Genomic DNA, 20,979 nt, shown 5'->3' on the forward strand with positions numbered 1-20,979 from the left:
CGCGGTCCGCGATCCGAGTCTCCCCAGGCAGGAAAGCTTGCTCGAGCCGGTCGGGCCAAACCGAGCTTGAATGCATCGTCCTGCCCCTCTGCTCCGTCCGAGGCTCATACGGGCGGCGGGTTGCGATCCAGGAAGCTTCGTCGCTGATGCCAGTACGGGTAGATCGGCGTCACGGCGCTCGCCGCGTCCAAGCGCGCAACCTGCTCTGACGTGAGGATGACATCCGTCGCGGCAAGGTTGTCGCGGAGCTGATCGGCGTTGCGCGCCCCGATCACTACGCTCGACACCGTCGGACGGGTCAAAAGCCATGCGAGAGCGAGGCGAGGGACGGAGAAGCCGGTCTCCTCTGAAATCTTCTCCAGCACGTCGGTGACGGCAAAAAGCCTATCCTCGGGCACGTCCCAGGTCGCATCCGTGGCCGCGCGGCTGTCCATGGGTGCGGGCTTGCGGCGCCCGATCTTGCCGCTGAGCTTTGCCCCGGACAGCGGGCTCCACACCAGCGTGCCCACGTTCTGGTCGATGCCGAGCGGCATGAGCTCCCATTCGAACTCACGTGCGACGAGCGAATAGTAGACCTGGTGCGTCACTGGCCGGGGAAGTCCGTGGCGGTCAGCCAGGGCCAGCATTTTCATGAGGTGCCAGCCCGAGTAGTTCGACACGCCGAAGTACCGGATCTTTCCGGCCCGAATGAGAGCATCCAGCGCATGGAGCATTTCGTCGACGGGGGTAAGCGCGTCGAAGGCATGCAGCTGGTAGAGGTCGACGTAGTCCGTACCGAGCCGCTTGAGGCTCGCCTCGCAAGACCGGATGATCTTCTCCCGCGACGTACCTCTGTCGTTCGGGCCCGGGCCCATCGGCATACCCGTCTTGGTGGCGATCAGAACCTGCTCGCGGCGCCCCTTGATGGCTTGTCCCAGGATCTCTTCCGACATGCCCGCGGAGTAGCCATCGGCCGTGTCGAACATCGTGCAGCCCGCCTCAAGGCAGATCGAGACCAGCGCCTGGGCTTCACCAACGTCGCTGGCGCCCCACTTGCGGAGGAACTCGCTGCCTCCGCCGAATGTGGCGGTCCCGAACGTGAGCACCGGCACCTTTAGGCCAGATCCGCCGAGCGTGCGGTATTCCATCGTCGCCTCCAAACCCTCAAAGCGCCCTGCGCCGCCCCGTTCGCCGGGCAAAGCGCGTTCTGGGTGACACGGACGGCCTCCAACGGCGCAGCATCCCGTCCGACCCGGCCGATGTCCGAGGACTTGTGCGTCAACTGCCCGCGACGCTCAAGCCCTCGACCCCATGGTGCCGGATCAAGTCGGCGATGAACCCCGATCCCCGCGCCGCTGCAACGTATTGCTCGAGGTAGGGTAATATCTCGGCCTTGGCTCGCGGCACTCCGATCGCCTGCTGCACCGCCATGAAGCGCCCTTCCAGTATGCGTGTATTGGGATGAGCATCCTGGTCGGACACAAGGCGGGATCGAAGGCCCGCGAGCGCATCGGCTCGCCCCTCCACAAGGGCTGACAGGGCGTCGTCGAAACTTGCGGTGCCCACGAGCGACGCCGAGCGGATGTTACGCTCAAGCCAGAGCCCGTAGGCCGTCCGATCGGTCACGGCGATCCGAACGCCTGGTGCGTCCACATCCTCGATCGCGTGCAAGCCCGAGCCCTTCGGGACGAGGTACGTCGCCTCGATTTCCGCATAGGCGGGGGTGAAGGCGATCGTCTCGGCACGCTGCGGTTCGGCCCCAACCAGGGCCACGTCCCACTCGTCGTGAGCCGCTGCGTCGGCCAAGGGACCCGGAGATGGGTACGTCACGTAGCGCAGCTCCAGCCCCAAGGTATCAGCGAGCGCACGCGCCAGATCGGGCGACACACCCGCGGGACTGCCGTCCGGATTGCGGCTCGACACGAGGAGGAAGTTTGAAAGATTGATGCCGGCCCTGAGAACCCCTGAGGGAGATAGTCGCCGAACGATCTCCTGCGGAACCGGTCCGATCTCTGGTCTGGCCCTCATCGTCGTGTCCCTTCAGAAATGGACGAGGCAGCGGGGCACCTCAGAGCCTGACGCGCAAGGGCTTGCTCATGTCCCCCTCATGCTGAGGTGCCCTGCGCAGCCCGGCCTCGAAGCACGCACCACGATGCTACAACTCTCCGGAGATCCCTGGAGCGCCCTTCGAGGCCCCCCTCCGGCGGGCACCTAAGGCTGGAGGGTAGGCCGTACCTATGAGCCAGCCTTTCAGATAGGCCGGTCGTCGGTGCCGGCGTCTAAGGGGACACTGTCTGCGAGGAGGCGGCGATCTGACGGATGATCTCTGCCCAGACCGGCGGAGACCGCTTCCTCTGCCGCAGGCTCAACCCGCAGACATGGTGAGAGGCGGCGTTGCGTCGACAGGAAGCGGGGAGACATAGGGTGTTCCGGCAGTTTGTCGCTCCAGGTCCGCCCGTGCAGCCTCGCGCAGGCCCATGTCCACGGCTGCCCGCGCGCCGAGCGCGGCCATGGCTTTGGCGACATGGACGAGCGTCTTGTGAGCCGCCGGCGCCTTGCCTTGGGCCACCACTTGCCAGGTGTGGAGCTGCGTCCCGACAGCCATGGTCGGCGCGTGCACCTGAACCGTGGGCACCACCCAGCTCACGTCGCCGAGGTCCGTCGAGCCGAGCGACGGCCGCCGCGCCGCATCCAGCGGGACGACGAAGTCAGCCAACGCGAGATCGCGCGGCGGCTGTCCGATCGCGCGGAAAACCGCCGCATTGTCGGCGGGCGATAAGGTCTTCTGGATCTCTCGCGCGAAAGCACGATCTGCATCGTCGAAGGGAGGCGGACCGAGCTCCTCCAGGACGCTCTGCAGCGTCTCCTCGAGGGGCCGATTGCCGAGAAGGTTGGAGACCGCGCTGATCGTGCGCATCTCGACCTGCGTCTCGGTCATGAGGGCAGCGCCTTGGGCGACCTTGCGAACTCGCTCCACGAGTTCGAGCATGCCCATGAGGTCACGATCCCTGATCAGGTAGCGCACGCGGGCATGGGCCTGGACGACGTTGGGAGCGATCCCGCCCGCATCCAGCAGGGCGTAGTGCACCCGCGCATCGCTGGGCATGTGCTCGCGCATGTAGTTCACGCCCACGTTCATGAGCTCGACCGCGTCCAGCGCGCTGCGACCAAGGTGCGGGGCGGCAGCCGCGTGGGCCGCGCGCCCCGTGAAGGTGAAGTCGATGCGCATGTTGGCAAGAGAGATCGGGGGCACGACCTCCCAGAATCCCGACGGATGCCAGGAGATCGCCACGTCGACGCCTCTGAAGGCGCCCTCGCGCACCATGAAGGCCTTCGCGGCCCCGCCCTCCTCGGCGGGACAGCCGTAATAGCGCACGCGACCGGGCAGGCCTTGCTGCGAGAGCCAGTTCTTGAGGGCGGTCGCGGCGAGAAGGGAAGCGGAGCCGAGAAGGTTGTGGCCGCAGCCATGACCGTGTCCCCCAACCGCGACCGGACTGGGCTGCGCCACGCCGGCCTCCTGGCTCAAGCCCGGCAGCGCGTCGTACTCGCCCAGGAAGGCGATCACGGGCCCGTCTTCGCCTGCCTCCCCCATCACCGCCGTGGGGATGCCCGCGAAGCCTTCGGTCACCCTGAAACCTTGATGGCGCAACTCCGCTGCATGCTCCGCAGCCGACCGCGTCTCTGCGTAGCAGAGTTCCGGCATCGCCCAGATGCGATCGCTGAGGTCCACCAAGCGCCCGCTCGCGAGGTCGACCTCGCGCCAGATCGCGTTGCGATTGTCCATGGGGTGACCCTCCGGCGAGCCGTCCTGCCCGCGAGCTCTACATACAGCCCGCGTCCCCTGGCACAAACGCCCTCGCTGCGGTGGGACCCAGTCGATGAACGCAGGTCAGGTATCGCGGGACGCCTCGCGCTCGACGTCGGCGGCTGAAAGCCCCAGGTCTCCCAACGTCCTCTCGTCGAGACGGAGCAGGGCCCGGCGCTGCCTCCGTCGCCCGCTTCGCTCCTCGAACGCGATGAGCGCCTCGAGAGCCCTGCGACGAAAGCGAGAGAGCGCAAACACCAGATTTTCTGATGCGACGGCGGGTCGTGTGGTCAGCTGCATGGGTCCGCTCCGTAGGGCTCAGCGCCATCTGCACGGGAGCACCTTGCGCCTCATCAAGCTTCGGCTCAAACCAGAACTCCTTGGGGTCAGACGTAGAAAAATTATGGCACAGTCACGTCGCCGTCTGCCTCCGCTCAACGCCGTTCGCGCCTTCGAGGCGGCCGCGCGCCATCTCAGCTTCCAGAAGGCCGCCGACGAGCTCGCGGTTACGCCGAGCGCGGTGGCCCAACAGGTGAAGGGGCTTGAGGAGCACCTCGGGCAAGCCATGTTCCGGCGCCTGCCGAGCAAGGGTGTGGTCCTGACGGACGCCGGCCAGCTTTACGCGGCGGCCCTGCGTCCGCTTTTCGACGAACTGGCAATCGCGACGGCCGAGGCTGCCAGGCCGGCCTCGTCATCAACGCTTACCGTCAGTACTGTCCCGTCCTTCGCGTCGCGGTGGCTGATCCCGCGCCTGGCTGGATTCCGGCGCCGGCGCCCGGACCTCGAGGTACGTGTTCTCGCCTCGATGGGCCTGACCGACTTCGCGCGGGAGGGGGTCGACGTCGCGGTCAGGTTGGGACGTGGCGGCTATCCGGGAATGCGAACGGACCTGCTCATGGCGGAGAGTTTCTTCCCCGTCTGCAGCCCGTCGCTCCTGTCTGACGCCGGGGCGCCGCTGAGGAGCCCTGTTGACCTTCGCTTCTGTACGCTTCTTCATGAGGAACGCGATCCGGGCATCCCGGAATATGTGGACTGGCGGCGGTGGCTGACGGAGGTCGGCGCGGATAACGTCGTCGATGCGACGCGCGGCCCACGGTTCTCACATATGTTCCTCGCGCTGCAGGCGGCCATCTCGGGTCAAGGCGTCGCGCTCGCCACGAGCGCTCTCATCGGGGATGATTTAGTTGCCGGCCGCCTGATCAGGCCCTTCCGGCAGGAGGTGGAGGGTATCTATCGTTATTGGGTCGTATCGCCGGAGAGCGGCTCAAGCACCCGGAACGTCGCTGGCTTCCGCGAATGGCTCCTCGAAGAGGCTGTGGCTTGAGCGCTTTGAGGGTAAATCCCGTCGATATCGGGATGCCTCGGACGCGCCCTGACATCGGCGTCCTTTTGAAAGACGTACACGCCCGTCGGACCATCCGCTTCGCGCCCCATCTCGGACGTCCGAGACGTGTCAGCGGATCCTCAAAAGCGGACGCTGAGCACTCGTCACGAAGAAAGCCGGCGATCCACTCTCATTTCGAGCAGGCCGACCGCGGCGGCGACCGCGTCAGAGAGGCCGCAATGCGCCCATCGAGCGTTGCAGCGGATACGCCCGGTGTGGTGTCGACGCAGGTCACGCGCCGGGCGTCCCAGGCGCTTGTCTGAATGCAGACCTACCAGACCAACGGCGCAGGCCCATGCCGAAGAGCGTGAACACTCGCCCGGGACCGGCGGCGCTAGGGGTCCTTGCTGGGATCGACCCTGAGCCCAGCCATGATCGACCAATCCTTGTGACCCAAGCCAGCCTCGACCGCCTCGGCCATGCAGCGGCGGACGGCATCGAGCATCGGGAGGTCTCGGCCAATCCCCTCGGCCGCCTCCGAGGCTAGGCGCAGGTCCTTCAGGCCGAGCACGGCCTTGAAGCCTGCCTCGTAGTCGCGCGCTGCGATCTTGCCGGAATAGACCTGGTACGAGCGGCTGCCGAACAGGGTCCCGAGGATCAGATCGAAGAAGGGCTCGCGCCCAAGGCCATAGCCCTCGGCGAGGACGACGGCCTCCGCCATCGCCTCGATGGCCATGGTGATCATCATATTGCAGGCGATCTTTGCGGCGTTCGCCGTGGGCGGCTCGGCACCCAGATCCCAGACGCGGCTCCCGACCACCTCAAGGAGCGGCCGGACTGCGCTCACGTTCGGCGGATCACCGGCGGCGAGGACGTTAAGCTCGCCCCTGGCCGCAACGTCGGGCCGCCCGAGCACCGGAGCAGACACGTAGCCGAGCCCCGCTTCCGCATGCGCCCGCACGAGCTCGCGGGCGAACGCGACGGAAATGGTCGAGGACACGATGTGGACGAGCCCAGGTCTCGCCTGCCGCAGGGTACCGGGGTCAAGCAGCACGGAGCGGATCGCCGCGTCATCCGACAGCATCGTAAAGGCTGCATCGCCCTGAAGGGCGTCCGACAGCGTCACAGCTTGCTTCACGCCGTCGATGGGCGTGGCTGAGCGGTTCCAGGCGACCACCCGATGGCCGGCCGCCGCGAGGTTCTGGGCCATTGCACGTCCCATCGCGCCAAGGCCGATGATGCCAACATCCATCGTCGTTCTCCTCAGGTCATAATGACGTCGCGGACGCGAGCGCGGTGCGGAGCCGTGTCAGGCCATCGGCCCGTCGCTCGAAGACCGGGCCGCAAGGTTGGCGAGCCAGTCCAGAACTGGCGCGAGCGCCTCATCCGAGTTCCTCTCGTAGATGAGCCCGTGCCCATTGCCTCGGACGCCGTGCTCTTCGAGCCGCAGCAGCTCGTCTGAAGCACCGGCGGCGTTGAGGAAGGCGACCGTGGGCGGGCTTGCGGCCGCGAAGGCAGACGCCTCCGCCGTCACAACCAGGATCGGCACACCCACAAGCCCCGGGAGCCGCAGCGCTCCCGGGGCAGCGTGGCGGACCTCGTCGGGATCATTCACCGGCGGATCGAAACCCATTCGGGCGGCCGTCGCTCCCCAGCGCATGGGGCCGATGTTGGGGATGTCGGCGAAGGGCGCTCCCATCGGCTCGACCGCTATGATTCCTTTGACGAGGTGCGGACGCCGATCCGCCACCAGCCAGCCGTCCGGGCCTGATGCCGAATGGGTGACGAGCACCGCCGGGCCGATCCGGTCCAGCAGGGTCGCGGTCCGGTCCGCATCCATGGTCTGCGACGCTTCGAGGTCGGCTGGCAGCGGGCCATAACCGGCGATGAACTCGTCCATGGCATCGTCGAGGTCCGGATCAAACGGCCACTGCGTGTGCCGCGGATCGGTGCCGGGCACGTAGATCGCGCGACCGCCCTCGTAGGAGAACGGCGGTCCCATGCGGCCGACTACGTCGGTGTGGAAGGGTGAGCGTCCGTGACCCGGACGGTCGACCACCAGGACAGCGTAGCCGGCCTCGACGAGGCGCTGCGCCCAGCCCGGGCGTCCGTCCGGCGTGTCGAACCATTCCGTTCCCTGGAAGCCGCCGCCATGCATCAGCACGACCGGCCACGGCTGGGTAATCTCCTCGGGAGCCTCCCATTCCACAAACATTGGCCCGCGTTGGTAGGTTTCCCCGTTCAGCGACACGCGATCGCCGGGAATCCAGAAGTGACCTCGCCGGACCGTGCGGGCAGGAACCGTCGTCCAGGGTGCTGGGGACTTGCTCATGCTCTCACCCCGGGAAAGGAGGTCGTGACGGTCCGGGAGGGGGTGACCGCGGGGAAGAAGGCGGCGAGGCTCTCCAGCACATAGCGATGCCAGGCACTCATCACGAGTGGCGGATGGTGGCCGACGTAGTAGTGTCGGTCGAACCTGGTCTGAGACGTTCCCTGATAGGTCACGAGGACGCTCGTGGACGAGCGAGGGGTGGTCATGACGGTCTCCCGACGTGCCGTGCAGGCCGGCAAGCGGCCGTGGATCCAAAGTGCTGCAGGCCTGAGAGCGCACCGGCCGCTTGCCCGCGACCATTTTGTTAGTGATCACTATATAAAGGTTGGTGCTGTAAGCGCAAGGAGTTTTCGATGACCGGCGGATCATCGACCGGCCCCGGCCGGCCCCGCAAGTTCGACCCAGAGACCGCCCTGGCCCTTGGCCAGCGGCTGTTCCATGCTCGCGGGTACGAGGCGGTCGGCCTGGCAGCTTTGACGGACGCGCTAGGGATCAAGCCGCCGAGCTTCTACAAGGCATTCGGGAGCAAGGCTCAGTTCTTCGCGCAGATCCTGGACCGCTACTCGGCATCGGTCCTCGCCCTCGATGAGATCCTGCTGCCCAGCCGAGCGCCGGGCGAGGCGCTCTTGGAACTGATCGTGGGCGCGGCTCGAGCCTATTCCCACGACCCCGAGCGGCGGGGCTGCCTTGTCCTGGAAGCAGTCCGCGGTTGCGACGACGAGGAGAGCGTGACCCTGGCGCGTCGCTCGGCAGAGAGCCGGCGGGATCAGGTCCGCGCCTACGTAGCGCGCTCGCACCCGGAAGTCGCCGATATCGTAACGGACTATGTCGCGAGTACGATGTCGGGCCTGTCGGCGTGCGCGCGCGAGGGCATGAGCGAGGACCGTCTGACCGCGGTCGCCCGAGCCGCCGGTCCCGGCCTGCAGCAGCTTCTCGGCAAGCTCGGGGCATGAGGGAGGGTGGCGCGTAACCCAATCTCATTCCGCCTGCTCCGATCGCTCGGGATCCGGCCCCATAGAGGTGACCGCGCCCGAGCTGCCGGAGGCGTTGTTCCGGACCAAGAAGCCGGGCACGCTCGTCATAATCCAGGCCACGCTCCCAAGACTTCGCGAGCGCCGCGCCGGCGTCATCGTCACCGTCACCGTCACCGTCACATCATCCGTCACGCTGAAGCCGCTGCCTCTGGTCGGCGTCTACCGGGCCAGCAAAGCGGCGGTGAACGCCCTCACCGAGTCCCTCGCCGTCGAGGCCGAGCCGTTCGGCGTGCGGGCGCATCTCGTCCCGCCGGGGCGCTCGCCCGAGACGCGCTTCGGCGACACCGTGCGCTCGCACCTGCGCGGCCTCAACGTTCCCGATTACGCGCCGCTGATCCAAGGCTTCGCCGCAGCCGCCCGGAACGACGCCGGTCCGGTGACCCACGCCCACGACGTGGCCGAGGCCGTCTGGCGGGCGGTTACGGACCCGTCCGCACCGTTCCGCATCCCCGCCGGCGCAGACGCCGACGCCGACGCCTGGATGGCGTAGGCGCGTTGAGACTGCTCGATTACGGGGCCCGGTCCAAGCCAGGCCCCCTCGGACGGCCAGAGGCGTTTTCCCGTCACGTCAGAGCGAAACTGGACAACGCATCCGTCACAGCAGCCGCATCATAGACCCGGCGCCGTCCGCTCCTGCACTTCTTGGCACCAAAGCGGCCATTCCGCTTCCGGCCAGAACCGGACGTGAGCCAAAGTACGCCTTGCGCCTATCGCCGGGTCCTCACTGCGTCGGCTCATCCACCGACTTGATGTTGAGGAGATCGCTGCCGGCATAGACCCCTTCGACGAGCTGGCGCTCGAAGCGCTCCGCGTCGCGTCGACGAAACTCGGCGATCAAGTCTCCGGCGGCGCGCTCTGTCGTGCCGAGCGCCGCGAGCGCCCGCTCGCCGAGCTTCACCGCCGACTCGAACGTTTCGCGGATGTGGTAGTCGACGTCCCGCCCCGCTAGGGCGAGGCTGTGATTGCGGTCGAGCGAACGCACCATCAGCTTGGCCATCGGGAACTGCTCGCGGCAGAAATCGACGATCTTCAGGGTCGCTTCCGCGTCGTCGACGCAGACACAAACCAACTCCGCCTTTCCCGCGCCGGCGGCCCTCAGGATGTCGAGCCTCGTGCCGTCGCCGTAGTGGATCTTGAAGCCGTAGCGTTCCGCCAGATCGATCGCCTCGACCCGGTGATCGATCATGGTGATCTCGACGCCACGGGCGAGCAGGATCTGCGAGATGACCTGCCCGAACCGACCGAAGCCGATGATGAGGGCATTGCCGTTGACCGTCGAGAAATCCGCATCCGGGGTCTCGCCGGCACCGCGGGCCGCGAGACGCTGGCCGAGCCCGAAGACGAGGGGCGTGAGCGCCAACGAGAACGTGACGCTCGCGGTCAAGATCGCCGCTGTGTCCGCCGGTAGGATGCGGCCTGAGACGGCGGCCGCGAAAAGCACGAAGGCGAACTCGCCGCCTTGCGACAGAACAGTGCCGATCCTGAGGGCGTCCTGCCAGTCAGATCCCGTCGCTCGCGCCAGTCCGGCGATGAGCGCGGTTTTCACGGTCATCAGCGCCACGACCGCGCCCCCGATGACGGCTGCGTTCGATGCGACCAGGCCCAGATCGATGTCCATGCCGACGGCGATGAAGAAGAGCCCCAAGAGAAGGCCGCGGAAGGGCTCGATGTTGGCCTCGAGCTCATGCCGGAACCGGGACTCCGCGAGCAGGACGCCGGCGAGGAACGCGCCCATCGCCATCGACAGCCCGGCAAGCTGCATGAGGGCGGCCGCGCCGAGGACCACCAGCAACGCAGCGGCGGTCATGATCTCGCCCGCGCCCGATCGCGCCAGCAGCTTGAACATAGGGTTCAGGGCATATCGGCCCACCAGGACCACGCACGCTGTCGCGGCCACCATGGCGAGACCCGCGCGCCACCCGGACGTGCCGCCCGTCTCGGCCGCGACCGGCGAGAGCACCGTGACGAGGGCGAGCAGCGGGACGATCGCCAGGTCCTGCAGGAGCAGGATGGAAAACGCGCGCTGCCCGTAGGGCGATGCCAGCTCGTTGCGGTCTTCCATCAATGGCGCCGCGAAGGCGGTCGAGGACAGGGCCAGGCCGGCACCCGCGATCAAAGCCGCCTGCCAGGTCAGGCCCGCGAGCACCGCGAGCCCGGCAAGGACGCCCCCGCACAGGAGCACCTGGCTCAGCCCAAGGCCAACGATGTCGCGCCGCATGGCCCAGAGCCGGCTCGGCTTGAGCTCCAGGCCGATGATGAACAGGAGCAGGACGACGCCCAGCTCGGCGAGCGTCAGGACGGCACCTGGATCGCCGATCAGGCCGAGTCCGGATGGCCCGACGGCGACACCGGCCGCCAGGTACCCGATCACGGCGCCCAACTTGAACAGGCGGAAGAGCGGGACGGCGAGAACGGCCGAACCCAGGAAGACCAGCGGCGTCGCCAAGCTGAGGCCGTGATGCGCGGCTTCCGGTTCCGTCATGGGCTCTCTCCTGCGTCCGCCGTCACCACGCTCCGCTCCGTCACGGAACATCTGTGGGCCTCGGCGGCGACGCTGCCGCCGAGGCCCTCCCCCAAGGCATGTGACGGCGCCTAGGCGGCGGCTGCCGCCTTCTCCGGGTTGAACCCGTCGAAGCTCTCGAAGACATTCATGAAGCCGGGAACGGTCGCCTTGCGCGCCCAATCGCGCTGCAGCTCGCAGTACAGCTGGACGCGGCTGGTCATCTGGCCGCCGGCCTGCTCGACCCGTCGCAGACCCGCCTCGTGCGCCGCGACCGACGTGCCGCCGACGGCATCCAGGGGAACATAGACCTCGTAACCCTCCCGAAGCGCGTCGAGCGCCGGGAAGGTGAGGCACACCTCCGTCCACAGCGCGGTCATGATGAGCTTGCGTCGCCCGAGCGCCTTGACCGCCTCCTTGAATTCGACGTCCTCCCAGGCGTTCACGGTCGTCCGGTCGTAGGTCGGGAGGTGGCCGATGACGTCCTGCAGCTGCTGGATCGGCGGCTTGTTGAGGCCGGTCGAGACGTTCACCGTCGAATGGATGATCGGGACCCCATAGTTGGCCGCGGCCTTCGCGACGCCCGTGATGTTGAAGACGAGCTCGTCAGGGCGCATCGACCGGATCGAGGAGACCTGAACCGGCTGGTAGTCGATGATGATGAGGGCCGAATTCTCGGGCGTGATGAGATGGTCGGTCTGGGGATTGCGGATCGGCTCGCTTGCCATCGGTAGGTATCCTTCTTGGTTGAAAGGTGCATCAGCTCAGGCTGAGCAACGTCAGGCGGAGGCGGTCCTGCTGGGCCTCGGAGATCGTGCGCTGCGCACGTGCCTGGTGAGGCCTCCGATCGCCGGGCGGGTCGCCCGATCTCCCCCACGTCTAGTCGGGGCAAGTGGACTTTAGGGCGCGCTCTGGGGTGTCGCGTCGCCGAGACTGCCGCGTTGGTACCGGTCTTGCTGTGTTTGCGATCGGGGTCGTCCAGGCGGGGACAGGTTCCGAGCTGCGGCTCTGGAGGCGCTGCCGTCGCCGTCGCGCACGGGCGCGGAACATACGATATATCGCCGCGGCGGTTGTCGCGAGGAGACGTCGGCGCGCTGGGCGGATCGGTCCTGCGAGACCGAAGCTGTGGCGAGCTTCAAGGGTCTCTAAGTCTTCTGAAGCCGTGCCGGAGGCTGGCCGAGGTGGATTACAGGCGCGCCTCGGTGCCCGCATCGAACAGGCTCGCCTTGCCCATCGCGGGCGCCAGCGTCACGCGGCTGCCGCGTGGATGGGACGTCTCGACCGGAACGCGGACGGACACCTTGCGTCCCTCCACGTCCGTCCAGAGGAGCTTGTCGGCCCCCATCGGTTCGCAGAGTTCGACGACGGCGGAGAGGCCCTCCACGCCCGCGGGCGCGACGGCGATGTGCTCGGGCCGAAGGCCGAGGATCGCCGCGCCGAGCGTGCCGGGCGCCCGGCCCTCGTAGCCGTCGAGCGCAAGCGACTGGCCCCCGACATGGAACCGTCCGCCCGCGATACGGCCGTCCAGCATCGACATGGACGGCGAGCCGACGAAGCCCGCGACGAACAGGTTGGCGGGCCGGTCGTACAGCTCCAGGGGGGTGGCGAGCTGCTGGATCACACCGTCGCGCATCACCGCGATCCGGTCGGCCAGCGTCATCGCCTCGATCTGGTCGTGCGTGACATAGATCATCGTGTTCCCGAGCCCCGCGTGCAGGCGCTTCAGCTCCACCCGCAGCTCGGCGCGCAGCTTGGCGTCGAGATTGGACAGAGGCTCGTCGAAGAGGAACACGTCAGCGTCGCGTACGAGCGCACGGCCGATCGCAACGCGCTGCCGCTGCCCGCCTGACAGCGCGCCGGGCTTGCGGTCGAGCAGCGGCTCGATCTGCAGGATCCGCGCGACGCGGACGACGCGCGCGGCGATCTGGTCCTCCGGCATCCGCTGGTTCTTGAGCCCGAAGGAGAGATTCCCGTGCACCGTCATGTGCGGATAGAGTGCGTAAGACTGGAAGACCATGCCGATGCCGCGGTCCTTCGGCTCCTCCCAGGTGACGTTGCGGCCCCCGATCCAGATCTGGCCGTCCGTGATCTCGATGAGGCCCGCGATGCAGTTGAGCAACGTGGACTTGCCGCAGCCCGAGGGCCCGAGCAGCACCAGGAATTCTCCATTGCGCACCTCGATGTCGAGGCCCTTGAGGACCTCCACGGTGCCGAAGCTGTGCGTCAGGTCCCGCACCGAAACGAAGGCTGCGTCGAGATGCGCCGCGCCACTGTCGAGGGCCATCGTGTTCTCCCTCAAACCTTCACCGCACCGGCAGTGATGCCGCGCATGAAAAGCTTGCCGGACGCGAAGTAGACCGCAAGCGGCAACAACCCCGTCAGCAGCGTCGCTGCCATGTTGACGTTGTACTCCTTCACGCCCTGGACCGAGTTGACGATGTTGTTGAGCTGAACGGTCATGGGGTAGGTCTCGGGCCGCGCGAACACGACACCGAAGAAGAAGTCGTTCCAGATGCCCGTGACCTGGATGATCGCCGCCACCGCGAAGATCGGCAGGGACACCGGCAGGATGATCTTCAGGTAGATGCCCCAGAAGCCCGCTCCGTCGACGCGCGCCGCCTTGAACAGGTCCTCGGGGAGCGACGCGAAATAGTTGCGGAACAAGAGCGTCAGGATCGGCATCCCGAAGATCGTGTGGACCAGGACCAGCCCCCAGATCGAGCCGTAGAGCCCCAAGCTCCGCAACAGGATCACCACCGGGTAGAGCAACACCTGGTAGGGGATGAAGGCGCCGACGATCAGGATGACGAAGAACGTCTCGGAGCCCCTGAACCTCCAGCTCGACAGCGCGTATCCGTTCACGCTGGCGACCGCGATGGAGAGGACCAGCGACGGGATCAGGATCCGCACGGAATTCCAGAAGCCTCGGCTCAACCCGTCGCAATTGATGCCGGTGCAGGCCTCGGCCCAGGCCTTCACCCAGGGCTGGAACGTCACCTCGACCGGAGGGGCGAAGATGTTGCCCATGCGGATCTCGGGCAGGCCCTTGAGCGAGGTCATCACCATCACCCAGAGGGGCAGCAGGTAATAGACCGACACCAGCATCAGCGTGCCGTAGACGAACACGTTGCCACGCGAGAGGACCCGCCTGGGGCGCGGCCCGCGCGGGCCGGACATCGGCGCCGTGCCGGCCGATGTGCTCTCGGTTACGGGCCTAGCCACGCTTGCGTCGTCCGAACGCGAGATAAGTCCAGGGGACGACGATGACGACCACCGGCACCAGCATCATCGTCGCGGCGGCGAAGCCCTGGCCCAGGTTCTGCCCCCCGAACATCGCATCCATCACGTACTTCGCGGGCACCTCGGAACTGATGCCGGGACCGCCCGACGTCATCGCGACGACGAGGTCGTAGAGCTTGACGATGCCGCTGGTGATGAGCACGAGCGCGGTGGCGAAGACCGGGCGCATCATCGGGACGATGATCGAGAGGTAGGTCTTCACCACGCCGACCCCGTCCACGCGCGCGGCGTTCCAGATGTTGTCGTCGATGCCGCGCAGCCCGGCGAGCATGATGCACATGATCAATCCCGTGCCCTGCCACAGGCCGGCGACACCTAAGCCGTACATCACGAGGCTCGGATCGTTGAGCGGGTCGAAGGCACCCCAGCCGAGGCCGCGCATGACGCCTGGGATCCCCAGCTCGGGGTTCAGCAGCCACTGCCAGATCAGGCCCGTCACGATGAAGCTGAGCGCGACGGGATACAGGAGGATGGTGCGGAACGTGTTCTCGAACCGGATCTTGCGGTCAAGCAGCGCCGCCAGGACGAAGCCAAGGACGAGCGTGCCGACCAGCGAGCAGATGCCGTACAGGGCGAGGTTCTCGATCGACACCAGCCATTTGCGCGATGCCCAGAGCCGTTCGTACTGGTCCAGCCCGACCCATCGCAATCGCGGCAGAAGGCGGGAATCGGTAAAGGAATGGAGCAATGTCCAGATCGGGCCGCCCAGGAACAGGACGAGCGCGACGGCGATCATCGGCGCCATCGCGAGCTTCGCCTGCAGGTTCCGAAGCAGGCGGACAGGGCGCGGCACGGCCCTCCGGGACCCGTGCCTGCCCGCGCGGGCGACGTCTTCGGCGATGGCCACAGGTCTGCTCCCCTCCGGGCGGCGCCCGCTCGGCGTGCAATCTTTCGGATCAGCGAGCGTCGGCGATGATCCGGGCGTAGCGCTCCTGCACGTCCCCCGCGGTCATCGAGGGCGTGTTCCAGAACTCGGTCAGCAGATCGTTGAGCTGCGTATTCGTGTCCGCCGAGATGAGCTGCACCGTGCTGGGAAGCGTCCGGCCCTTGGCCAGCAGGTCGAGACCCTGTCGCGTGCACTCGTTGACCGTGGTCAGATCGACATCGCCACGGACGGGCAGGGATCGCTTGGCGGAGTTGAACGACACCTGGACCTCGGGGCTGAGCATCAGCGCCGCCATCTCCTTTTGAGCGGCCTCGACGGCGGGGTTGCCCTGTTTGGGAAAGAAGAACGCGTCGCCGCCGGTCTGCAGGTAGGGGCGAAGGCCAAGGCCCGGAAGGCATCCGTAATCCACGCCGGCCGTCTTGCCCGCCAGCGCGAACTCGGCTTGTGCCCAATCACCCATGAACTGGGCGGCGGCTCTGCCCGTCATGACCGCTCTCGTCGCCTGATTCCAGTCCTGAACGCCGGTCCCGTCCGACAGGGTGCGCGCTTCGGCATAGGCCTGGAACGCCCGGCCGTAATCCTCGCCGCGGACCACGTCGGCGTTCCTGTCGCGCATCACCGACAGCCACGCCTCCGGCCCGGCGATCGCGATGGCGATGCCACTATTGAACAGGCCTGCTTGCTGCCAGGCTTGGCCGCCCATCGCGAGCGGGGTGATGCCAGCCTTCCGCAGGGCGGGAACGCTGTTCAGGAAACCGGTCCAGTCGGCCGGCATCGCCAGGCCCGCGGCCTCGTAGGCGGGACCTGAGAGCCACATCCAGTTCCAGGAATGGATGTTGACCGGCGCGCAATAGACGCGGCCGTCGACGGTGCAGGCCTCCAGAAGCGACGGGGGATTGACGATCTCGGCCCAACGCTGCGCCTTGGCGACGTCGGTAAGATCGAGAAGCAGGCCCGCCTCGATCAGCTCCAGCGCCTGGCGGCCGGGGTTGAACTGGAAAGCCGTGGGCGGACTGCCGCCGATGATCCGGCTGATGATGACCGGACGGGCAATGTCGACGCCGCCGGCGATCGCGCTGTCGACCCAGCTATGCGCGGTCCGCCCGTTGATCCCGTCGGCCAGCTTCCTGACGGCGGCGGCCTCGCCGCCGGAGGTCCACCAATGCATGACCTCGAGCTTCACACCGTCCTGAGCATGGGCCGCGCCCATCGTCATCGCGCCGCACAGCAGCGCCCTCAAGATGGTTTTCATCCGCCTGTCCTCCTCGACCGTCGACCCTGCCATGAACCGCGATCGCCGGCGGCGCGCTCTAAGTGTCGGCGCACGGATCGGCGGGCCTCGGATCGCGAACGGTCCGTCAATAGTCGGAGGGGGCTGATCTGCCAACACGTGAGCGGTAAGAGGCGAGCGCCGGGTTCCGTGAACTTCCGAACGCCAAGGCGATCCCGTCGGCAAAGGTCCGGCCGCCCCGTGATCAAGCCGCGGAAGGAAGCCCGGTCGCCGTCCGCTGCCGATGGCCGATGAGTCGGCGCAAGAACGGCATCGCCGCCGCATGGTCTGCGACGCAGTTCTGTCGAAGCTCCCTGGAGTCGTCGGTGAGCTTCGAACGGCGTGCGATCACTCGATCAGCTTCGTTCTCGTCCCCACGCCGACGTGAAGCGCTCGACGTCTCCCATCGCGGCGGCGCGGGGAGACATCGCGCAACTTTCGAGGACACATGTGAGGACCGTTCGATGCCGTGGCCAACCGATCAGGGTCCGCACCTTACGACGACGGCTGGTGCGCCCGTTTCCGATAACCAGAACAGCCTGACCGCAGGTGAACGAGGCCCGATCCTCCTGCAGGACTGGCAGCTGATCGAGAAGCTCGCCCACCTCAACCGGGAGCGGATTCCCGAACGCGTGGTCCATGCGAAGGGCTGGGGTGCCTATGGCACTCTCCGGATCACGCGCGACATCACGCATCTCACCTGCGCCAGGGTGCTGCGCGCCGGAGCCCAGACACTTGGCCGCACGATTCGACCACCGGACCGGCAGCGACGATTATCGAACGGCAGATCGACCCTTCCGAGCAGGTCCATCCGGATTATGGCGCCGGCGTGTGCGCGGAGCTGGATGCCCTGGATCCCCTTCTCTGATCGAGGTTCGGGGGGGAGAGCGAAACCGATGAGCGATCGATCCGGATTGTTCCGACGAGATCGGTTTGGAGGCAACCAAAACCCTCGTCGTGCCTCGCTCAAGCGGCCCCGATCCAATTGCGACAATTCATCTTCCGCCCCGCCGGCGAAGCCAGGGTTTGCCCCGCAGAGACGGTCGCCAGCGCTTTCAGGTGTCGTCGCCAGGCAAACGAGCGAACGGGTCACGCCTTGCCCGGCGATAGTCGGAGGGGCTCATGCGGAGCTGCTTGAGAAACACCCTGGCGAGCACCTGGTTGGACGAATATCCCACCTCGAAGGCGATATCCGTCACCGGAAGATCGGTCTTTTCGAGAAGCTCGCACGCCTTCTCGATTCGGAGTTGCGTCAGATAGACCCGAGGGGGCACGCCAACGCTTTGCTTGAACATACGGGCAAAATGAAACGGCGAGAGCCGTGCCTCGGCCGCCAACTCGTCGAGACTGATGTCGTCAGCGAGCCGCGCATGCATGAGGTCGATCGTACGCTGCTTTGCCCAAGGAGCGAGACCGCCCTTCGAGGGCGCGAAAGGGGTGCCGCCCAATCGGCACCATTCGGCGAGGATCTCGCAGCCGGCAGCCCGGGCCAGCAGACGCGACGGCGCGCCTTCGTCGGCGCTGAGAGACCACAGATGCCTGAGTGCCGATCGGATCGTCGACGACCCCAGCATGCGGCCGTAGATCCCCGAATTGCCGAACGAGAAGCCGCCCTCACCGGCTTCATCGAGCATGCTCCGCCACTGCCCTATGGGAAAGACCAAGCTGCGAACGCGATGGTTGATATTGATGATGGTCGTCGTCGCGAAGTCCGGCGCGGCAAGCACAACCTCGCCCTTCTTGGTTATCCGGTCCACGCGGCCTCCTCCGAGGTCGCCCCGTATGTGACAGCCGCCGACCATTTCCTGGTACAGCACGATATCCGGCGAGGCAGGTCGGGACACGTCTCCGGCCACTCCGTCGATCTCGAGGAGGTCGAGGATTCCGCCAGCCGATTTTACCGTGCGGATCTGGGGCGCCTGCGGGCCTTCGATATACCACCGAGCGGAAGCGGAATTGACAGCCAGCGTCATCGTCTCGGTTCCTTTGACTCAGCTATCGTGACCGGACGTCGTGTGGCAGCCTGAAGGGCGGCCGTTCTTCGCCATCCACTCACCTGGCGCTGTGATGGATGCCATAAACCTTGGTCGACCACCGGTCGGGACCAGAACTGAAGAACGTCGGCGCGACGGTGCCGTCGTCGTCGGAGCCGAGGACGATCTCACGATCCTCGATGGTCCAGCGCATGGCCGCAGCTCCTGTTCGGCAGGGCGACATCAACCACTTCACCCGGCGCCGTCCCGCACATCTTCATCTTTGTAGCCTGAACGACGCGGCGGATTCGTAGAAGCGGTTCAGCGCGTCGGAAGCGTAAGGGAAGGCCGTGTCTTACAAGAATTCTGGCGCCGATGACCAACCGTCCCGTGACCGTCCGGTCGATCGCAATACTTCTTATCCATTCTAACGTCTTAACCTTAACCATTTCATCATCGGCGCTCGCTGTCAAGCGACAGCTGGAGTGGGTCCGCCCCAATAAAACGCAGCATAAATGATGCAAAACCGAATGGAATATTTCGTCCCTTCTTCCCCCAATACCGTGGGTTGATTGTCCGACCAGCCCCCCATCTCACTCATCCGCTGATGCCGAGGAAGCGGTGGGCGGGCCTCGTGTCGGCACGCCCCCGGCAGGCGAGCGCCGACGAGCTCATCGAGCCGCTGACCGAAACGAGCGGCAGAAAAGATGCATCCAGGGGGCTCATGCTCCTGCGGACTTTCGCTTTGGTCGGTTCCGCACCTCGCCTGAAGGCGCTTCGGTGCCGGGCAACGCCCCACCCTCCCCTCTCGACGGCCAACCAGCCTGACCTGATGTGGGCGATGAGGTGGGTCACCCGCTGCGTGCCCCGGGACGCGGCAAACAGCAGGATCAATCATGTCGCGGCAGGAGCGGCCACGCGCGCATGCCGGTTGCCCCGTAGGGTTCGGACGAGTTGGCGCCCGCACCGAAGCGCCGTGCCGCCCTGTCAGCCGCCGACCCGCAGACGAGCAGGCGGACCACTTCGAAGTCTCGAGTTCGATCCGGGTTCGAGCGCATCTCTAGCCGACGAGAGGAGAAACCATGCTTGAACTCACGGCGACGCTCGCCATCGTGGGCACGCTTCTGTCCGGCGCTGCCATGGCGCAGCCTGCGAAGCACACGATCGTCCTCGTTCAAGGCGCCTTCGCCGACGCGTCGAGCTGGAACGGCGTCCTCGCCCGGCTTCAGGCGGCCGGTTACGCGACGGTCGCCGTCGCCAACCCGCTGCGGGGCGTGTCGACCGACGCGCGCTACGTCTCGGATGTTGTCGCGAGCATCGCGGGCCCGGTGGTCCTGGTGGGCCATTCCTATGGCGGGCAGGTCATCTCCAACGCCGCGAAGGGGCACGACAACGTCAAGTCGCTGGTCTATGTGGCGGCCTTCGCCCCCGACGCCGGCGAGTCGGCGGCGGATCTGGCCGGCAGGTTTCCCGGCGGGACCCTCGGCGAGGCGCTCTCGCCCCCGGTCAGGCTCTCGGGCGGCGCCGACCTCTCCATCGACCAGGCGAAGTTCCGGAACCAGTTCGCCCATGACGTCCCAGCCGAGATGGGCGCGCTGATGGCGGCCGGCCAGCGCCCCATCGCCGAAGCCGCCCTGACCGAGAAATCCGGCGATCCGGCCTGGAAGCTGCTGCCGTCCTACTTCGTCTACGGCGACGGCGACAAGAACATCCCGGCGAAGGCGCTGGCCTTCATGGCGGAGCGCGCCGGTTCCAGGCGAACGACGGTGGTTGCGGGAGCGTCGCACGTCGTGATGGTCTCGCAGCCCAAGGCTGTCGCGGACGTCATCGTCGAAGCTGCAACCCGCCATCCCTGACCTATCCGCGGTCAAAGCGCGCCTGCCCTCGTCCGGCAGCCTGTCGCGCGCCCAACCCCTACCGGCACACACCGACGCCAAGGAGACTCCCATGCCGACGCTCTACTATGCCGTAGGCGCCTGTTCGCTCGCGCCCCACATCGTCCTCGAATGGATCGGGGCGCCCTATGAGGCCGTGAAGGTTCAGTATGGCTCCGACGAGCTGCGGGCCGTGAACCCGGCGGGCGCCGTGCCCACGTTCCGCGAGGACGACGGCTGGCTCCTCACGCAGGCCGGCGCGATCCTCGACTATCTCGCGCACAAGCACCCGGAGGCCGGCCTCGCCGGCGGCGACGGTGCGCGGGCAGAAGCCGAGACGCATCGGTGGTCGGCATTCTTCACCTCGGACGTTCACGCCGCCTTCTGGCCGATCTTCATGCCGGATCGCTACACGACCGACCGAAGCGAGGCGGCGCGACGCGCCGTCGTCGAGGCGGGGCATGGGCTCGTCGCCAAGCAGTTCGGCATCCTGGATCGCCACCTCGCGGGCCGGGAGCATATTCTCGACGGCGGGCGCTCCGTCATTGATGCCTACGCCTTTCCGATGATCCGATGGGCCGCCAAGCTCCTGCCCGGCGGCCTGGTCGGCTACCCGAACGTGCAGGCGCTGCATGATCGGCTCACCGCCGATCCGGGCGTCCGGACGGTGCTTGCCCGCGAGGAGGGCGTTTGAGCGTCGAG

At 66.9% G+C, this 20,979-nt stretch carries 19 protein-coding genes and 2 pseudogenes; 6 read left to right on the forward strand and 15 right to left on the reverse strand.

Going from position 1 to position 20,979, the window contains the following annotated elements; translation table 11 throughout:
• Window positions 1–104: 104 nt before the first annotated feature.
• The 4 genes from F0L46_RS23510 to F0L46_RS23525 all read right to left on the reverse strand — a co-directional run bounded on the left by F0L46_RS23510 (window position 105) and on the right by F0L46_RS23525 (window position 4,084).
• Entirely contained in the window at window positions 105–1,127 is a 1,023-nt protein-coding gene (locus tag F0L46_RS23510) for an aldo/keto reductase (protein WP_149822059.1), read from the reverse strand.
• 130 nt (window positions 1,128–1,257) lie between these two features.
• On the reverse strand, window positions 1,258–2,007 hold the full coding sequence (locus tag F0L46_RS23515; protein ID WP_149822060.1) for a transporter substrate-binding domain-containing protein: 750 nt from the start codon (window positions 2,005–2,007) through the stop codon (window positions 1,258–1,260).
• Window positions 2,008–2,344: 337 nt separating this feature from the next.
• On the reverse strand, window positions 2,345–3,763 hold the full coding sequence (locus F0L46_RS23520; RefSeq protein WP_149822061.1) for an amidohydrolase: 1,419 nt from the start codon (window positions 3,761–3,763) through the stop codon (window positions 2,345–2,347).
• Window positions 3,764–3,868: 105 nt separating this feature from the next.
• Window positions 3,869–4,084 (reverse strand): YjiS-like domain-containing protein, encoded by a 216-nt coding sequence (locus F0L46_RS23525; protein ID WP_149822062.1) that lies wholly within the window; start codon window positions 4,082–4,084, stop codon window positions 3,869–3,871.
• 43 nt (window positions 4,085–4,127) lie between these two features.
• Between F0L46_RS23525 and gcvA the strand changes: the two genes are divergently transcribed.
• Window positions 4,128–5,108, forward strand: coding sequence for a transcriptional regulator GcvA (gene gcvA / locus F0L46_RS23530; protein WP_240540130.1), 981 nt, complete (start codon window positions 4,128–4,130; stop codon window positions 5,106–5,108).
• A 394-nt stretch (window positions 5,109–5,502) separates the two neighbouring features.
• Here the strand turns inward: gcvA and F0L46_RS23535 are convergent, their stop codons facing one another.
• Genes F0L46_RS23535 through F0L46_RS23545 form a run of 3 tightly spaced genes read right to left on the reverse strand, consistent with a single transcriptional unit; the run spans window position 5,503 to window position 7,646 of the window.
• A complete protein-coding gene (locus F0L46_RS23535) occupies window positions 5,503–6,360 on the reverse strand; it encodes an NAD(P)-dependent oxidoreductase (RefSeq protein ID WP_149822063.1) in 858 nt (285 codons plus the stop codon).
• Window positions 6,361–6,417: 57 nt separating this feature from the next.
• Window positions 6,418–7,440 (reverse strand): alpha/beta hydrolase, encoded by a 1,023-nt coding sequence (locus tag F0L46_RS23540; protein ID WP_149822064.1) that lies wholly within the window; start codon window positions 7,438–7,440, stop codon window positions 6,418–6,420.
• Window positions 7,437–7,646, reverse strand: a complete 210-nt coding sequence (locus F0L46_RS23545; protein ID WP_149822065.1) for a hypothetical protein — start codon at window positions 7,644–7,646, stop codon at window positions 7,437–7,439. Before F0L46_RS23545 ends, F0L46_RS23540 begins: the two co-directional genes overlap by 4 nt.
• Before the next feature lie 147 nt (window positions 7,647–7,793).
• Here F0L46_RS23545 and F0L46_RS23550 point away from each other — a divergent pair, with 147 nt between their 5' ends.
• Together F0L46_RS23550 and F0L46_RS23555 are read left to right on the forward strand one after the other, a co-directional pair.
• Window positions 7,794–8,393 (forward strand): TetR/AcrR family transcriptional regulator, encoded by a 600-nt coding sequence (locus F0L46_RS23550; RefSeq protein WP_149822066.1) that lies wholly within the window; start codon window positions 7,794–7,796, stop codon window positions 8,391–8,393.
• A 58-nt stretch (window positions 8,394–8,451) separates the two neighbouring features.
• Window positions 8,452–8,964 (forward strand): annotated as a pseudogene (locus tag F0L46_RS23555) (SDR family NAD(P)-dependent oxidoreductase); the annotation flags it as partial.
• A 231-nt stretch (window positions 8,965–9,195) separates the two neighbouring features.
• On the opposite strand, the gene F0L46_RS23560 reads toward F0L46_RS23555, so the two are convergent.
• The 6 genes from F0L46_RS23560 to F0L46_RS23585 all read right to left on the reverse strand — a co-directional run bounded on the left by F0L46_RS23560 (window position 9,196) and on the right by F0L46_RS23585 (window position 16,412).
• Window positions 9,196–11,157 (reverse strand): monovalent cation:proton antiporter-2 (CPA2) family protein, encoded by a 1,962-nt coding sequence (locus F0L46_RS23560; RefSeq protein ID WP_240540131.1) that lies wholly within the window; start codon window positions 11,155–11,157, stop codon window positions 9,196–9,198.
• Window positions 11,067–11,702 (reverse strand): hydrolase, encoded by a 636-nt coding sequence (locus tag F0L46_RS23565; protein WP_149822069.1) that lies wholly within the window; start codon window positions 11,700–11,702, stop codon window positions 11,067–11,069. The genes F0L46_RS23560 and F0L46_RS23565 overlap by 91 nt, the downstream gene beginning before the upstream one ends.
• Before the next feature lie 458 nt (window positions 11,703–12,160).
• Window positions 12,161–13,258, reverse strand: a complete 1,098-nt coding sequence (locus F0L46_RS23570) for an ABC transporter ATP-binding protein (RefSeq protein WP_149822070.1) — start codon at window positions 13,256–13,258, stop codon at window positions 12,161–12,163.
• A gap of 11 nt (window positions 13,259–13,269) precedes the next feature.
• Complete coding sequence (locus F0L46_RS23575) at window positions 13,270–14,151, reverse strand: carbohydrate ABC transporter permease (protein WP_149822118.1); 882 nt, start codon at window positions 14,149–14,151, stop codon at window positions 13,270–13,272.
• 37 nt (window positions 14,152–14,188) lie between these two features.
• Window positions 14,189–15,019, reverse strand: coding sequence for a carbohydrate ABC transporter permease (locus F0L46_RS23580; protein ID WP_149822119.1), 831 nt, complete (start codon window positions 15,017–15,019; stop codon window positions 14,189–14,191).
• A 151-nt stretch (window positions 15,020–15,170) separates the two neighbouring features.
• Window positions 15,171–16,412, reverse strand: a complete 1,242-nt coding sequence (locus F0L46_RS23585) for an ABC transporter substrate-binding protein (protein WP_149822071.1) — start codon at window positions 16,410–16,412, stop codon at window positions 15,171–15,173.
• A gap of 482 nt (window positions 16,413–16,894) precedes the next feature.
• On the opposite strand from F0L46_RS23585, the pseudogene F0L46_RS23590 reads away from it, so the two are divergent.
• Window positions 16,895–17,164 (forward strand): annotated as a pseudogene (locus tag F0L46_RS23590) (catalase); the annotation flags it as partial.
• A 321-nt stretch (window positions 17,165–17,485) separates the two neighbouring features.
• Here the strand turns inward: F0L46_RS23590 and F0L46_RS23595 are convergent.
• Window positions 17,486–18,403 (reverse strand): helix-turn-helix domain-containing protein, encoded by a 918-nt coding sequence (locus F0L46_RS23595; protein ID WP_149822072.1) that lies wholly within the window; start codon window positions 18,401–18,403, stop codon window positions 17,486–17,488.
• 79 nt (window positions 18,404–18,482) lie between these two features.
• On the reverse strand, window positions 18,483–18,617 hold the full coding sequence (locus tag F0L46_RS27120; protein ID WP_276315621.1) for a hypothetical protein: 135 nt from the start codon (window positions 18,615–18,617) through the stop codon (window positions 18,483–18,485).
• A gap of 868 nt (window positions 18,618–19,485) precedes the next feature.
• Here F0L46_RS27120 and F0L46_RS23600 point away from each other — a divergent pair.
• Window positions 19,486–20,259, forward strand: a complete 774-nt coding sequence (locus F0L46_RS23600; RefSeq protein ID WP_149822073.1) for an alpha/beta fold hydrolase — start codon at window positions 19,486–19,488, stop codon at window positions 20,257–20,259.
• A gap of 91 nt (window positions 20,260–20,350) precedes the next feature.
• Window positions 20,351–20,971, forward strand: a complete 621-nt coding sequence (locus F0L46_RS23605; protein ID WP_149822074.1) for a glutathione S-transferase family protein — start codon at window positions 20,351–20,353, stop codon at window positions 20,969–20,971.
• Window positions 20,972–20,979: the final 8 nt, after the last annotated feature.

Origin of the sequence: Salinarimonas soli (assembly GCF_008386575.1) — a bacterium.
Lineage (GTDB): Bacteria > Pseudomonadota > Alphaproteobacteria > Rhizobiales > Beijerinckiaceae > Salinarimonas_A > Salinarimonas_A soli.

Coding starts and splice junctions, on each gene's coding strand:
- F0L46_RS23510 (WP_149822059.1), bottom strand. CDS start 1,127: ATGGAATACCGCACGCTCGGCGGATCTGGCCTAAAGGTGCCGGTGCTC.
- F0L46_RS23515 (WP_149822060.1), bottom strand. CDS start 2,007: ATGAGGGCCAGACCAGAGATCGGACCGGTTCCGCAGGAGATCGTTCGG.
- F0L46_RS23520 (WP_149822061.1), bottom strand. CDS start 3,763: ATGGACAATCGCAACGCGATCTGGCGCGAGGTCGACCTCGCGAGCGGG.
- F0L46_RS23525 (WP_149822062.1), bottom strand. CDS start 4,084: ATGCAGCTGACCACACGACCCGCCGTCGCATCAGAAAATCTGGTGTTT.
- F0L46_RS23535 (WP_149822063.1), bottom strand. CDS start 6,360: ATGGATGTTGGCATCATCGGCCTTGGCGCGATGGGACGTGCAATGGCC.
- F0L46_RS23540 (WP_149822064.1), bottom strand. CDS start 7,440: ATGAGCAAGTCCCCAGCACCCTGGACGACGGTTCCTGCCCGCACGGTC.
- F0L46_RS23545 (WP_149822065.1), bottom strand. CDS start 7,646: ATGACCACCCCTCGCTCGTCCACGAGCGTCCTCGTGACCTATCAGGGA.
- F0L46_RS23550 (WP_149822066.1), top strand. CDS start 7,794: ATGACCGGCGGATCATCGACCGGCCCCGGCCGGCCCCGCAAGTTCGAC.
- F0L46_RS23565 (WP_149822069.1), bottom strand. CDS start 11,702: ATGGCAAGCGAGCCGATCCGCAATCCCCAGACCGACCATCTCATCACG.
- F0L46_RS23570 (WP_149822070.1), bottom strand. CDS start 13,258: ATGGCCCTCGACAGTGGCGCGGCGCATCTCGACGCAGCCTTCGTTTCG.
- F0L46_RS23575 (WP_149822118.1), bottom strand. CDS start 14,151: ATGTCCGGCCCGCGCGGGCCGCGCCCCAGGCGGGTCCTCTCGCGTGGC.
- F0L46_RS23580 (WP_149822119.1), bottom strand. CDS start 15,019: ATGGCGCCGATGATCGCCGTCGCGCTCGTCCTGTTCCTGGGCGGCCCG.
- F0L46_RS23585 (WP_149822071.1), bottom strand. CDS start 16,412: ATGAAAACCATCTTGAGGGCGCTGCTGTGCGGCGCGATGACGATGGGC.
- F0L46_RS23595 (WP_149822072.1), bottom strand. CDS start 18,403: ATGACGCTGGCTGTCAATTCCGCTTCCGCTCGGTGGTATATCGAAGGC.
- F0L46_RS27120 (WP_276315621.1), bottom strand. CDS start 18,617: ATGCGCTGGACCATCGAGGATCGTGAGATCGTCCTCGGCTCCGACGAC.
- F0L46_RS23600 (WP_149822073.1), top strand. CDS start 19,486: ATGCTTGAACTCACGGCGACGCTCGCCATCGTGGGCACGCTTCTGTCC.
- F0L46_RS23605 (WP_149822074.1), top strand. CDS start 20,351: ATGCCGACGCTCTACTATGCCGTAGGCGCCTGTTCGCTCGCGCCCCAC.